Below are 13,814 nucleotides of genomic sequence, written 5' to 3' on the forward strand. Positions count from 1 at the left end.
GCCCCGCGATGTCGGGGCAATCGTTCATTCTTTGTTGAGATCGCTGAGCAACACGGCAATGCTTTGACCGCCGTTGGTTTGTTCGAGAGCGATTTTCACGATGATGGTCAGCGGTACAGAAAGCAGCATCCCGACTGGCCCCAACAACCAGCCCCAGAAGATCAACGACAGAAACACCACCAGTGTAGATAACCCAAGCCCACGCCCCATGATCCGCGGTTCGAGGATATTTCCAAACACCAAATTAATGACCAGATAACCCGCCAATACGACCAGGGCATCGTAAAGGCCGCTAAATACCAGCACCTGAGCAATAGGCGGAATGGCTGCCAGCACCGAACCGATATTAGGAATATAGTTGAGAGCAAAGGCGAGCAATCCCCAGACAAAGGCGAAACGCACGTCGAGTGCTGAGAGCATGCCCCAGGCTACCAGCCCGGTCACAATGCTGATCGCCGTTTTTAGCACCAGATAGTGGGATACACTGTCGATAGCGCGTTGAATCGCCGCCATTCCCTCAATGGGACGACTCATCATTTGCTTGAGTTTGTTGGGTAGCTGCGGAACTTCCAGCAGCATAAACACCACCGTCAGCAGCAGCAAAAATATTGACGACATGGCATTAGACAGCTGCGTCAGTAAATTGGTCACCAGCGTCATTGCCGCGTTAGGATCGATATATTTGACGAGTTCGTCCACGGAAACGCCGATCCCTGCGCGCTGTAGCCACGGTTCGAGATTTTTAAGCGGGATAACCAGGGAAGAACGATACTGTGGCAGCGTACGCGCAAGCTCATTTAAGGATGTACCTAAATACGCTAACAGCAGCACCATTAGCATCACAATAATAACGATGAGCAATGACACCGCGAATACGCGCGGTATGCGAAGTTTGACCATCCGCTGCACCACGGGGTTTAGCACAACGGCAATAAATAACGCCAAAATAAAGGGGACGATGATATCTGCGGCAAAGCGGATGCCGCTCAGGATGATAACCAGCATGCCCAGCATAATGACTATTTTTAGGCCGTTAAGCGTGATGATCGGTTTCGCCATAGGTATTCCTGCGTTTTTCATTTTTGAATCTGAATAATAGTGTGATTTGCGTCGAGCCGTTATAACAAAAATCAAACGGGGCAGGTAAAGAAGTGAAAAGACTTTGAGTTCGTCTTGCAGCTATGATACAAATCATCTGTGTTTAACTACCGAGGACAATTATCATCCGCGATGATGAGAAGCAACACTGCGGATAATTGTAATATTATGGACAATATGTTCAGGATGTTTTTGCGTTTACCTACACTTCTTCGTACCTCCTCCACTTTCTTGCTTGCGGGTGAGCAACACTGGCGCAACGCGCTTTAGTCCCTTCTTCTGCCTGAGCTGGCGCTGTGCGCTGAGCTAACTAATTTTATTTTTTTGGTTTACTGCATGCAGTAGGCCCAAAGGACTATATTCTCAAGCAGGAGAAGCATCATGTTTTACTGGATATTATTAGGTCTGGCCATCGCGGCTGAAATTACTGGTACGCTGTCAATGAAATGGGCAAGCGTCGGTCATGGTAATTCGGGCTTTATTTTAATGCTGGTAATGATCGCCTTATCGTATATTTTTCTCAGTTTTGCCGTTAAAAAAATTGCCCTTGGTGTGGCCTATGCCTTGTGGGAAGGTATCGGTATTTTATTTATTACACTATTTAGTGTGCTGTTATTTGATGAAACCTTGTCCACAATGAAGGTGGCAGGTCTGGTCTCGCTGGTGTTAGGTATTGTACTGATTAAATCAGGTACACGAAAACCGACAAAAGCGGGTAGAGAGGTGACCCATGCAGCAGTTTGAGTGGGTTCATGGCGCATGGCTTGGTATGGCCATCGTGCTGGAAATTGTCGCTAACGTCTTTCTGAAGTTTTCTGATGGATTTCGCCGCAAGATTTATGGCGTATTGTCGCTGGCTGCCGTGCTCGCGGCCTTTAGCGCGTTGTCGCAGGCGGTAAAAGGTATCGACCTTTCAGTAGCCTACGCCCTGTGGGGCGGATTCGGGATTGCCGCGACGTTAGCGGCAGGCTGGGTGTTGTTTGGTCAACGCCTGAATAATAAAGGCTGGATCGGCGTGGCGCTGTTGCTTGCCGGGATGATAATGATAAAACTTGCCTGATATCCGTGCTGCCCGTTAATGCGGGCAGCATGTGTTATTCCTTCGCCAACGCTTCCAGCTTATCGCGAAAACCGGTTACGGATATAGCGCGATTATCGGCCCGCCAGCGATCTTTCGCCGCCGGAGCAGAGCTTTGTACTCCAATCAACTGCCAGCCTGAATCAGTCTTCAACATCAATGGTGAACCGCTGTCGCCCGGGAGCGTGTCGCACTGGTGTGACAGAACGGTATTTTGCGCCCAGCCGGTCACTACGCAATCCTGATGCGTGTATAAGTCGTCAAGATGATCTTCCGGATAGCCCGACTGCGTAACTTTACGATCTGCGGTTTTCAGCGCTGCGGTTAATGCTGCTTTATCACCTTCAAATAATGGCAGCGGTGTGATCCCAGAAGGTGGGTAACGCAGCACCACCAGACCAAAATCCCACGGGGCCGCGGAAGGCGGTACTATCCAGCCATCACCATCGGCTTTTAAACGTTTTCCGAGCGAAGGATCAACCCGGCCTTCGATTCCATGAATTTCATAGCGCCAGACTCCCTTTTTCGACACGAAGCGTAACACCACGGCTTTATCCGGCTTGCCTTTCGGCGGGGTGAGTAAGCAGTGTCCGGCCGTCAGTGCCAGACGCGGTGAAATGAGCGTGGCGGTACACAAGTTACCACTGGCGGTTTCCAGTTGCCCGATAGCGTCCCACGGAGATTGCGTTGGGTCGGTCACCTTTGTGCGATCGTCATGACCAAAAAATAACGTTTTTATGTTTTCTGCTTCAGCGCTGGCTGTTGCAGGCTGGTCCGCATGCGCAACGACAGGAAGTAAACAAATTGAACCCAGTAACACAGCAATGGTTTTATGCATATCACACTCTGGTGGGGAATTATGATTTTTAACAGCAAACCCTCAGTTAATACTATAGACGGGACGGCGGGAAAGTGGGAGTAAAATCAGATAACTACACTCAGGAAAGATAAAAATGCATGGCAATGAAGGCGCAAATTATTAAGGTAATAAGAATGAACTCAAAGCGGTAATGTGACACCATTTTACCCTCCGAAAGGCGGCGCTAAATCAGATCGATTTAGCGCCGTATGCTATGGCGTGGGGGACGCCATAGTGACTACAAATGTGTTATGCAGCAGGTTGAGCTGCTGGTTTAGCGGTGTCGTGTTTTACTGCTTTTTTGGTGTGTTTTTTAGCGGCCTGAGCTTTTTGCTCTGGTGCTTTTTGTTCTGCTGCTGGTTTGGTTGCAGCTTTTTTGGTGTGTTTTTTAGCGGCCTGAGCTTTCTGCTCTGGTGCTTTTTGTTCTACCGCCGGTTTTGTGGTGGATTTTTTAGCGTGTTTCTTGGCAGCCTGAGCTTTCTGCGGCGCTGCTTTGTGCTGTTTTTTATGATGCGTGGTTTTTGCCGGCGCAGCTTTAGTGGTTGCAGCAGCAGCCGGAGCGGTTGTAGCAGTTGTTTCAGCAGCAAATGCAGCAGAAGACAGACCCATAGCAGCGGCAACAACCAGAGCTAATACTTTTTTCATTCTCATACCCTCGATTTGGTTTTTCATTCAACCCCACTGCGGGGCCGTTGAAATAACTATATCGCTGTAATCACAGGGCTTCCGTGAGTCATTGGTATCGGCGTGTAACGATATGTACAATGACTCACGGTATGAGATTACAAATAGCGGGCTTCCAGGTGGGCGCGGAAATAACGGCTGCTAAGCGGCTCTCCGGTGGCCTGGGTAATAAGTTGTTCAGTGGTGAAACGGCTGCCATGCTGCCAGATGTTCTGACGTAACCAGTCAAACAGGGGACCAAACTCACCTTGCGCAATAGACTGATTCAAGTCAGGCAGTGCGCGGTTTGCGGCACTGAACAACTGCGCCGCATACATGGCGCCCAAGGTATAGGAAGGGAAGTAGCCAAAGCCGCCGTCGGTCCAGTGAATATCCTGCATACAACCATTACGATAGTTTCCGATCGTTGACAGCCCCAGCCAGGCCTGCATTTTCTCATTCCACAATGCCGGGATATCATCCACTTCAATATCGCCATTGATGAGCGCGCGTTCGATTTCATAACGCAGGATCACGTGAGCGGGATAGCTCACCTCGTCGGCATCAACACGAATAAATCCGGGTTTAACCTGCTGGTTCCAGGCGATGAAATTGCTTTCTTCAAATGCAGCCTGATCGCCAAAGTGGCGCGTTACAGCAGGAATTAACCGTGTCAGAAAGGCTTTACTGCGTCCCAGTTGCATCTCGAAGAACAGACTCTGGGACTCATGAATGGCGGTTGAACGTGCCAGAGCGATAGGTTGCCCTAACCAGTTACGTGGCAAATTTTGCTCATAGCGGGCATGACCGGTTTCATGGATCACGCCAAACAGTGCGCTGAGCAATTCATTTTCATCATAGCGAGTGGTAATACGAACGTCTTCAGGCACGCCGCCACAGAAGGGGTGTGCGCTGATATCCAGTCGGCCAGCCGTAAAGTCAAATCCCAACTGCGCCATCGTTTCAAGCCCCAACTCTCGCTGGATATCGGTTGGGAAGGGGCCAACCGGGGCGATGAGCGACTGCTGAGACTGTTTTGCCACCACCTTGTTTAGCAGATCGGGCAGCCAGCTTTTTACATCTGCAAACAGGACATCCAGTTGGGCGCTGGTCATTCCGGGCTCAAAGATGTCCAGTAGCGCGTCATAAGGCGAACAGCCTTTTGCGTCTGCGCGTAGTCGGGCTTCTTCGCGGCTGTACTGCACGACTTCTTTCAGGTTTTCGGCAAATCCTTCCCAGTCATTCGCGGGTCGCTGACTACGCCAGGCATGCTCGCAGCGGCTTCCCGCAAGAGATTTTGCTTCTACCAACGATTCGGGCAATAGGGATGCCTGGTGATGTAGCCGCGACATTTCGCGAAGGTTCGCTTGCTCAACATCGTTGAGATCTTCCTGTTGCGCTGCGGCGATCCACGTTGCCACCTTCGGGTCGGTTAACAGCTGATGCTCAAGCACGCTCAGCTCGGCAAGCGCTTCGCCGCGAGCTTTGCTGCCGCCTGATGGCATCATGGTAAACATGTCCCAACTGGCTATTGCCGAGAGGTGGGAGAAGCGAGAGAGCCGCAGGAACGTGCGGGTGAGCTGATGGTAATTATCATTGTTACTCATTTTTTGTTCTCGTTCTGCTTAGGTGTAGTGAGAAGTTTACCGTGATTTATACACGATTTATGCACCCATCTTAGCGGCTACAGAAAAGAAGGCTACCAGTGGAGAAAAAACAGTACGCTTAGTTTTCTTGCTCATTCAGTCACCTTTTTTGCATCGTGCTTAAGGTTCCATGACACACCGCGCCGTGTTCCTGGCTTGCTTGTCGTCATAACTGCGTGAAACTGTTGGTGCCCCCCCATGTGCACTCATGGACTGGGAGCGGACCACTCTGTCGTTCTTATATTTATCGTTATCAGCCCAATAACCTGTCTCCTGATAAATATCACGCGTCCACTCATCTCCGTTGCTGGCTAGATCATAGAGCCCAAGTGGGTTTGGAGGAAACTTCCCGACGGACATCAGTTTATATTGCAACACCGAATAGTCTGTTCGCTCTTTGTCAGTTTCCAATGGTACATTCTTTCCGGGTTCTACGATGCCGGTGTCCGTGGGGTAGAGAATAAACTGGCCTCGGCTACGGGCAGCATATTCCCACTGTTTTTCGGTAGGTAGATCCATTGTCTTCCCAGTTGTTTTGCCCAACCAGTGACAATAATCTCGTGCTTCTTGCCAGGTGAGTAAAACCGGGACACGGTCCTCTTTCAGTTCTTTTTGATTTGGATCGGTGACCTCTACAGGATCTTTGCCGTTGACTTGCGTGTAGATAGCATAATCCCCGTAAGTAACCTGATATTTTGTCATTGAAAAATTATCAATGGTAACTTCTCTCAGTTCTAAAGGGTAATTGAACCGCAGTTCGGCATAACGTTGTTTGCCATATTCAGTATCAAACTTACCAAAGTAAAATGAGCCACCCTTAATCTCGATCATATCGGCCTGGGTTTGCCTGACCAGGCCGTTGGTATCGTTGGTTGAAAATATTGAGCCAACACGGGCGAACAGTCGGCTGACGTTATCGTGCAAAGCATCAGAAAATAACAGCCATGGCAACAACGCGGCGATAAGAAATGAAATCCATAAATATTTTTTACTCATGAGTCGCTATCCTTTGCGAATGATTAATAACGCAGCGGGCCGTGTAAGAACTGGCGGAGTCAACAGAAGCAGAAACGGCAGCATAATAACGATCGTGCACAGTCACGCCAAATCCTGATGAATCAGTATTGGGTTGATAAGGGCGTAAGACTTTCGCAGGGCCTTCACTGTCTAAATACCCTATTGCCGGTCCTTTAGGGTCAATGAAAGGGCCGTTGCCGTCAGGTTTGTCTCTCGAATACCAGTCATTAACCCACTCAAGGCCATTGCCGGAGAGATCGTATAATCCAAGTGGTGAAGGTGGGAATTGCCCAACAGGAGTAAGATAACCGTCCTTGATTGCTTGCCTCATTTCGAAAGAAGAAACATTAACTCCGGGTTCTATTGTATTATTGTCGGTCATAAACCCAACGTACTGACCACGATTTCTTGCGGCATATTCCCACTGTGCTTCAGTGGGTAACGCAACAGGCAAATCCGTTAACTTCCCTAACCACTGACAATAATCATTAGCCATATTCCAATTCAGGATGGCAGGAAGATTGCCATGTTGATGAATTTTCTCCCAGCGTTCAGAATCAAAACGGTCATGATGCGGATTGATAAATTGATCATTATCAGCCTGAAAAGTATCAAAATCACGGTTGGTGATTTTAAACTTTAACAGTGAATAATTACTTAACTTGACCTGATAGACAGGAGCTCCAGCGCACTGAGAAAGCGTTGGCGCATAATTATCACAGTTATCCGGACCCATAGTAAATTCGCCGCCCTCAATAAAAATGGCGTCATTCGTGATGCTTTGCTTAATAAGTGATTTGTTCTTTTCGACAGTTTCCGGCGTCATCAAGGCGGTGACAGATGAGGAGGGGCCTTGTGTGTGCTTCCGATAAAGCCCGTCAAGCCAAATAGCGCTTTTATATAAGCCGTTGCTGTAGAACATTTGCATCAAAAAAACGAAGAATAATAAGAATATAATACCGCACCTCTTAAGAATGCGGCTAAAACTGAGCCTTTTCATCATGAAATCCTTTTCCTGGTTCATCTGATCAAGCTCAGGGTAACATACTCAAGACACAACGAATTCCGAAAGTAGGTTGCGAAATGCCTTCTTGTCCGCCGCTGTTAGTTTTTCAGGATGGCGAACCTGTTGAATGTCTGAGTAAGCTGATGGTAATTATCATTGTTACTCATTTTTTGTTCTCGTTCTGCTTAGGTGTGGTGAGAAGTTTACCGTGATTCACTCACTTTTCATAAACACACCTTTATACCTGGTTTTCCGTAACAGCTTTTTATAGCGAAAAGCCAGCAACACGACAAAACAAATGGCGTAGATAATGGGGAGCGGTGATAACACTTTTACCGACCACAGGTAATGCAGCGGTAGCAAAATGGCGGCCAGGTAGACGTAGTTGTGCAACGTTTGCCAGCGTTTGCCCATTTTACGTTGCGCGGCTTGCGTGGAGGTCAGCGTCAGCAGGAGTAAGATAATCCAACCCGTCATGCCCAGCGTTAGCCATGGGCGTGAAACCAGTTCATGTCCTAGCAATCCCAGATTTTGCATACCCAACTCCAGCAGCGCATAGCTGAGCATATGCAACGTAGCCCATGCAAAGCACCACAAGCCTAACAACCGTCGGGTGCGAAATAACAAAGGCTGCTTTGCGTATCGTGCGAGCGGTGATACCAGCAGGGTAGCCAGCAAAAACTTCAGTGCGGTGATGCCTGTAAAGTGCTGGATATCTTTTCCCGGGTCGGCCCCCAATCCGCCATGCTGTGTGGCCCAGAAGAGCCACAGCAGGGGTAAAAAACCGGCGAGATGCAGCAGTACTTTCAGGCCGGTTATCTGTTTTGCGGTTAGCCTCACTTAAAAGTACTCCCGTAGATCCATACCCTGATATAAAGAGGCCACCTCATCTGCATAACCATTGAAAGGCAATGTGGGTTGTCGCTGTACATCGAGAATGCCACCCGAACCGATAAAACGCTCTGTGGCCTGAGACCAGCGAGGGTGATCGACCTGCGGATTTACATTGGCGTAAAAACCGTATTCGTTCGGCGCTGACATATTCCAGGTGGTCGGCGGCTGCTCGCGCGTGAGCTTAATACTGACTATCGATTTAATGCCCTTGAAGCCGTACTTCCAGGGTACGGTCAGGCGTATCGGCGCCCCGTTTTGCGGCGGCAACGCTTTGCCATACACGCCCACGGTCAGCAGTGTCAGTGGGTGCATAGCCTCATCCAAACGCAGACCTTCAACATAGGGATATTTCAACCCACCACCAATGAAGCGATCTTTCTGGCCGGGCATTTCATCAGGAGCGTAGCGAGTTTCAAAGGCGACGTATTTGGCGTGGCTGTTTGGCTCAACCAGCGCCAATAATTTATGCAAAGGAAAACCGACCCATGGCACAACCATCGACCATGCCTCAACGCAACGCATCCGGTAAATACGCTCTTCTAATGGAAAACGAGTGGTCAGCGCATCATGATCCAACGTTAACGGTTTGTTCACTTCACCGCTGATGGTCAACGTCCAGGGATCGGTTTTCAGGCTACCGGCATTAGCGGCAGGATCGGCTTTATCCAGACCAAACTCGTAGAAATTGTTGTAGCCCGTCACTTTGTCTTCCGGCGTCAGGGGCAGACTGTTTTGCCAAAGCTCGGGTTTTGTAAACCCGAGTGGTTTGCCCGCCGGTGCAGGCGGACGATCGTTGCCTTTAAACCAATTTAACAAACTGGCTTGTGTCGGGGCAGACAACGACGCCGCCGCTGCGCCTATCCCAAGTGCTTTGAGGATCTGTCGTCGTTGCATAAAAAATACTGACTCGGCTGTAACATCAGCTTCCCGAAGTGGACGTTTTTTCAGCATAACGTTTCCTTTTTATTTTCATAGTAGGGAAGACAAAGCGACGTTTCCCTGTTGATGTCTGGCGTGTCGATAACGACATACTGTGCGCCTGCGTATCCCAGGATCCTCACGAAAAGTTAAAAATTTTGTGATAACTTCCGCCCCTTGCCTGAGGTAAGCTTTCAGCATGATGAGAGGGGGATGACACTGATGGCTGGCGCAAAAAAGATATTTTTGGTGGAAGATGACAGCGATATTGCCGCACTTTTGCAACTGAGCCTGAAGGATGAAGGGTACGAAATTATTCATGAGGCTGATGGGGCACGAGCGCTTGAGCAACTTGAGAAGCATGTCTGGGATGCCGTTATCCTCGATTTGATGCTGCCGGGCGTGGACGGTCTGGAGATTTGTCGTCGGATCCGTCAAATGAGCTTCTATCTTCCGGTCATCATTATCAGCGCTCGTACCAGTGAAACTCATCGCGTATTGGGACTGGAAATGGGGGCTGATGATTATCTGGCCAAACCTTTCTCGGTGCTCGAGTTGATGGCCCGGGTGAAAGCACTGTTTCGCCGTCAGGAGGCTATGAGTCAGAACCTGCGTATGGAAGCGGGGATTATCACCCTCCATGGCGTAGAGATTGATCCATTAGCCCGGGAAGTCCGCCAGCACGGTAAATCGCTTGATTTAACGCCGCGTGAATTCGATCTGCTCTATTTTTTCGCTCGTCATCCAGGGGAGGTCTTTTCGCGTCAGGCGCTGTTAGATCAGGTGTGGGGCTATCAGCACGAAGGATATGAGCATACGGTGAACAGTCATATCAATCGCCTGCGGACCAAAATTGAAAAAGATGCTGCGGAGCCGGAAATTATTCTCACGGTTTGGGGACGGGGCTATAAGCTTGCTGCGGTTAACGCGGAGCATCAGCCATGATTTATCGCCTGTCGCTAAGCCAGCGCCTGACCCTTGTCTTTACCGCCATTATGCTGATTTGCGCTGTTACCGTCAGCGTTGTCCAGATCCGCAGCAGTAAACAGTATGGCGACGCCATGGTGCAGAGACTTTCACTGGAGCTGGCGAGCAAGATTGTCAAAAGTGAGTCGCTTATTGATGCCAGTGGTCAGGTTAATCGCCAGATCTTAAAAGGACTTTTTAATCACCTGATGACGCTCAACCCAAGCGTGGAGTTGTATCTGGTCTCTCCGTCAGGTGAAATACTCGCCGATGCCGCCCCGCCCGGGCATATTCAGCGACAGAAAATTAGCGTACAGCCGATTCAGGTTTTCCTTAATTCGGACGAACTGCCCGTATACGGCAACGATCCGCGCAGCAGCCAGCAAAAAGTATTCAGCGCCGCGCCAGTTTTATTGAACGGTGAGCTGCATGGCTATTTGTACATTATTTTGCAAGGCGAAGACCTGAATACGCTGGCGAATACCGCCTGGCAAAAAACGCTCTGGAATACCGTGGCCTGGACGTTAATACTGGTTTTATTAGCCGGCGCAATCGCTGGATTCCTGGTGTGGCGATGGGTGACGAACCCGGTGAAAAGACTGACAGGACAGGTGGTTAAACTGGAGCAAGACAGCATTAGCGTCATCAAACAGCTGGCGCAAAAAGATCCCGAACCGGCACCGGCGAATGAAATAGCATTGCTGAACAATGCGTTTATCGAATTAGCGCAGAAAATTGCCCTGCAATGGGATTTATTAGCGGATAGCGATCGTCAGCGCAGAGAATTTATAGCCAATATTTCGCACGATTTACGTACGCCGCTGACTTCCCTGCTGGGATATCTGGAAATGCTGTCGCTGAAAGCCGATACCATGACGCCGGAGGAAAATCGGCATTATCTTAGCATCGCGCTGCGCCAGGGACATAAGGTTCGCCATCTGTCACAACAGCTGTTTGAACTGGCGAGGCTTGAGCATGGCGGTATAAAACCGCAGCGTGAACGATTTGCTATTGGCGAGCTGATCCAGGATGTGGCGCAGAAATTTGATCTCCCTGTTGCCACGCGTCATTTGCAGTTGCACCTTGAGGTAATGGGACCGCTACCGCTGGTGAATGCAGATTTGTCGATGATGGAAAGAGTCGTGACGAATTTGCTGGATAACGCTATCCGTCATACGCCTGATGGGGGTGAGGTGCGGTTGAAAGTCTGGCGTGATGCAGACCGCCTATTAGCAGAAGTGCAGGACAGTGGGCCAGGAGTAGAAGAGGCTGTACGAGAAGTATTATTTCAACGCCCGACCGCGTTAATTCCCCATGAGCAGCGGGCAGAGCGCGGCGGACTGGGCTTACTGATTGTGCGTAGAATGCTCGAACTGCATGGGGGGGATATCAGCCTGGTTAATTCCACGGCTGGGGCCTGTTTCCGTTTTTCATTGCCGCTGGCGGATTCTCCACTAAATAGCTGACGATAATGTTCTGGCGATAAGCGCTATACCGCAATCCTCGTGTGAACCCGTGGCCATTGCGTAAAAGTTGGTAGGTTGTCAGTGATAATGAGAATTTTTATCATATATCGATAATTCATCAACTTATCTTTGATAAGCGCAAGGAGATCGTATGTCACAGGATGCCGACAACCTGTATATCGTCAGAACCAAAGCGGTTGCTGGCTGTTTTTCCATGTTTTTACTGATGTTTGGTCTCACGTTTACCCCGTTATTTTTCCCCGCGAGCCAGACACTGCTTGCCAAAGGGCTACTTTTTCCGCTGCTGTTTGCGCTGGAATTTGTTGTGCTGGTTCCGCTGTATTATTTCTTCTTCAGAAAAAGAGAGGGGTTGGGCAAAGGAATTTTCAACGCCAGGTGGTTTACCATTTTGTTCGTGGCGCTGTTGTTTATTCAGCTCATCCTGCCATGGATTCTGGGCCTCAGACAAACCGAAGCGTGGGTGACCAGCCAGATATCCCTAAACAGCTACGCGCTGTGGTTATCCACTCTGACTCTGATATTTATTGCGCCAGTTTATGAAGAAATTGTTTTCAGGGGCTGTTTATTCAACGCATTCCAGTACTGGTTCAATAATAAAACCTGGCTGTCGTCGGTGGTGGTATCGGTCATTTTTGCCATCATGCATACACAGTATGTGGATTTGCGCACGTTGCTGATGTTGTTTCTTGTGTCGCAGGTTTTGATCATCGCCAGACTGAGAAGTAACGGGCTGTTGATGCCGGTTATGCTGCATATAGTGATGAACGGGACGGTTATTGCCCTGCAAATGGCGGCTCAGACGTTACAGCCTGGTTGATGAAGGTGATGCCCGGAATCCGGGCATCGTAGATTAAACGTGCAGACGATGGTGCAGACGAGTGCCGACCAGCAATGCCAGCACCAGCATCAGGGCGATAAATCCACCCACGCCGTTCCAGCCGTAGCTGTGCCAGAATACGCCGCCCAGCGTACCGGCAATGCTTGAACCCAGATAATAGCTGAACAGATACAGGGAAGACGCCTGGCCTTTAGCGCGTTTTGCCCGCGGTCCAATCCAACTGCTTGCCACAGAGTGCGCGGCAAAGAACCCGGCTGAAAAGAGCAGCATCCCGGCAAAGATCAACCACAGCGAAGTGAACAGAGTCATCAACAGTCCAGCCAACATTACGCCGGTTGAAAAGAGCATTACCGGGCCACGTCCATAGCGGGTAGTCATAGAACCCGCTTTCGGCGAACTCCAGGTCCCGGTCAGATACGCTACGGAAAGCAGGCCGACCACCGCCTGGCTGAGTTCCCACGGAGAGAGCATCAGACGGTAGCCGATGTAATTAAACAGCGTGACAAACGACCCCATCAGTAAAAAGCCTTCCGCAAACAGCAGCGGCAACCCTCTGTCGCGCCAGTGCAAACGAAAGTTGATAAATAACGTTTTCGGGCGTAGCGACGTTGGTCTGAAATGACGTGATTCCGGTAAGATTTTCCAGAACATCAGCGCGGAGGCGAGGGCAAAACACCCAATCGCCGCCAGCGCGATACGCCAGTTAAAAAAGTCGGTAAAAACGCCGCTGATCAAACGACCACTCATACCACCAATTGAGTTACCGCTGATATATAAGCCCATTGAAAAGGCGACGAAGCTGGGGTGAATTTCCTCGCTCAGATAGGTCATTCCCACTGCCGCCACGCCGCTGAGCGAAAGCCCTATCAGCGCGCGCATGATTAAAATACCGTGCCAACTGGTCATCATCGTCGAAAGCAACGTACAGCAGGACGCGAGCAGTAGCGCCGTAACCATTACCGGCTTGCGGCCTATCGCATCGGAAAGTGGACCGGTAAACAGTAAACCGATCGCCAGCATCGCCGTTGAGATGGAAAGCGAAATACTGCTGCTGGCAGGAGAGACTCCAAACTCGTTTGAGAGCACTGGTAGTATGGGTTGCACACAATAGAGGAGAGCAAAAGTCGCCAACCCGGCGGAAAACAGCGCCAGAGTGACGCGCATAAATGGGGATGTTCCGCGTTTGATAAAACCATCCGGCGGGGTAACTATCTGTTCATCAACATCGCTGGTTGGCGCGGTATCGACAGTTGTTGTACGGCTCACTTGAAATCCTTGCTCAATCAAAACTTCTACAGGACTAGCCTTAAGAGTATGAAAATCACAATATTCTGTCTAATATAT

The 13,814-nt window shown here is 49.8% G+C and carries 16 protein-coding genes; 6 read left to right on the plus strand and 10 right to left on the minus strand.

What is annotated here, in order from left to right:
• Positions 1-24 precede the first annotated feature (24 nt).
• Positions 25-1,059, minus strand: a complete 1,035-nt coding sequence (locus tag OGV77_RS15345) for an AI-2E family transporter (RefSeq protein WP_043016391.1) — start codon at positions 1,057-1,059, stop codon at positions 25-27.
• Between the two features lie 138 nt (positions 1,060-1,197).
• On the opposite strand from OGV77_RS15345, the gene OGV77_RS24870 reads away from it, so the two are divergent.
• The 3 genes from OGV77_RS24870 (at position 1,198) to mdtI (ending at position 2,158) form a co-directional block, all read left to right on the plus strand.
• Positions 1,198-1,368: a protein YdgV gene (locus OGV77_RS24870; protein ID WP_087050578.1), complete on the plus strand. Its 171-nt coding sequence runs from the start codon at positions 1,198-1,200 to the stop codon at positions 1,366-1,368.
• Between the two features lie 108 nt (positions 1,369-1,476).
• A complete protein-coding gene (gene mdtJ / locus OGV77_RS15350; RefSeq protein ID WP_167373452.1) occupies positions 1,477-1,842 on the plus strand; it encodes a multidrug/spermidine efflux SMR transporter subunit MdtJ in 366 nt (121 codons plus the stop codon).
• Positions 1,829-2,158 carry a multidrug/spermidine efflux SMR transporter subunit MdtI gene (gene mdtI / locus OGV77_RS15355; RefSeq protein WP_043016389.1) on the plus strand — a complete coding sequence of 110 codons (330 nt, stop codon included), beginning with the start codon at positions 1,829-1,831 and terminating at the stop codon, positions 2,156-2,158. Before mdtJ ends, mdtI begins: the two co-directional genes overlap by 14 nt.
• A gap of 34 nt (positions 2,159-2,192) precedes the next feature.
• Here the strand turns inward: mdtI and OGV77_RS15360 are convergent, their stop codons facing one another.
• The 8 genes from OGV77_RS15360 to msrP all read right to left on the minus strand — a co-directional run bounded on the left by OGV77_RS15360 (position 2,193) and on the right by msrP (position 9,212).
• On the minus strand, positions 2,193-3,014 hold the full coding sequence (locus OGV77_RS15360) for a trypsin-like serine peptidase (protein ID WP_043016388.1): 822 nt from the start codon (positions 3,012-3,014) through the stop codon (positions 2,193-2,195).
• Between the two features lie 100 nt (positions 3,015-3,114).
• Positions 3,115-3,198: a small membrane protein YdgU gene (ydgU, locus tag OGV77_RS24875; RefSeq protein ID WP_100194403.1), complete on the minus strand. Its 84-nt coding sequence runs from the start codon at positions 3,196-3,198 to the stop codon at positions 3,115-3,117.
• Between the two features lie 86 nt (positions 3,199-3,284).
• Positions 3,285-3,680: an acid resistance repetitive basic protein Asr gene (asr, locus tag OGV77_RS15365; protein WP_003028934.1), complete on the minus strand. Its 396-nt coding sequence runs from the start codon at positions 3,678-3,680 to the stop codon at positions 3,285-3,287.
• 137 nt (positions 3,681-3,817) lie between these two features.
• Positions 3,818-5,305 (minus strand): carboxypeptidase M32, encoded by a 1,488-nt coding sequence (locus tag OGV77_RS15370; protein ID WP_213731827.1) that lies wholly within the window; start codon positions 5,303-5,305, stop codon positions 3,818-3,820.
• Positions 5,306-5,464: 159 nt separating this feature from the next.
• Complete coding sequence (locus tag OGV77_RS15375) at positions 5,465-6,340, minus strand: formylglycine-generating enzyme family protein (protein WP_087050576.1); 876 nt, start codon at positions 6,338-6,340, stop codon at positions 5,465-5,467.
• Positions 6,333-7,364: a formylglycine-generating enzyme family protein gene (locus OGV77_RS15380; protein WP_170928001.1), complete on the minus strand. Its 1,032-nt coding sequence runs from the start codon at positions 7,362-7,364 to the stop codon at positions 6,333-6,335. The genes OGV77_RS15375 and OGV77_RS15380 overlap by 8 nt, the downstream gene beginning before the upstream one ends.
• A 216-nt stretch (positions 7,365-7,580) precedes the next feature.
• On the minus strand, positions 7,581-8,207 hold the full coding sequence (gene msrQ / locus OGV77_RS15385; protein ID WP_075146142.1) for a protein-methionine-sulfoxide reductase heme-binding subunit MsrQ: 627 nt from the start codon (positions 8,205-8,207) through the stop codon (positions 7,581-7,583).
• Positions 8,208-9,212, minus strand: coding sequence for a protein-methionine-sulfoxide reductase catalytic subunit MsrP (gene msrP / locus OGV77_RS15390; protein WP_087050574.1), 1,005 nt, complete (start codon positions 9,210-9,212; stop codon positions 8,208-8,210).
• A 189-nt stretch (positions 9,213-9,401) separates the two neighbouring features.
• Here msrP and OGV77_RS15395 point away from each other — a divergent pair, with 189 nt between their 5' ends.
• From OGV77_RS15395 to OGV77_RS15405, 3 genes are all read left to right on the plus strand, one after another.
• The gene (locus OGV77_RS15395; RefSeq protein ID WP_043016384.1) at positions 9,402-10,124 is read left to right on the plus strand and encodes a winged helix-turn-helix domain-containing protein; all 723 of its coding nucleotides are present in this window, start codon (positions 9,402-9,404) and stop codon (positions 10,122-10,124) included.
• On the plus strand, positions 10,121-11,611 hold the full coding sequence (locus OGV77_RS15400; protein WP_087050573.1) for a sensor histidine kinase: 1,491 nt from the start codon (positions 10,121-10,123) through the stop codon (positions 11,609-11,611). Before OGV77_RS15395 ends, OGV77_RS15400 begins: the two co-directional genes overlap by 4 nt.
• 151 nt (positions 11,612-11,762) lie before the next feature.
• Entirely contained in the window at positions 11,763-12,449 is a 687-nt protein-coding gene (locus OGV77_RS15405) for a CPBP family intramembrane glutamic endopeptidase (protein WP_043016382.1), read from the plus strand.
• 33 nt (positions 12,450-12,482) lie between these two features.
• On the opposite strand, the gene ynfM is transcribed toward OGV77_RS15405, so the two are convergent.
• A complete protein-coding gene (gene ynfM, locus OGV77_RS15410; RefSeq protein ID WP_043016381.1) occupies positions 12,483-13,736 on the minus strand; it encodes a multidrug efflux MFS transporter YnfM/SxtP(Kp) in 1,254 nt (417 codons plus the stop codon).
• Between the last annotated feature and the right edge of the window lie 78 nt (positions 13,737-13,814).

The sequence above is a fragment of the Citrobacter sp. Ce129 genome, from assembly GCF_030334545.1.
In the GTDB taxonomy this organism is placed as follows: Bacteria; Pseudomonadota; Gammaproteobacteria; order Enterobacterales; family Enterobacteriaceae; genus Citrobacter; species Citrobacter europaeus.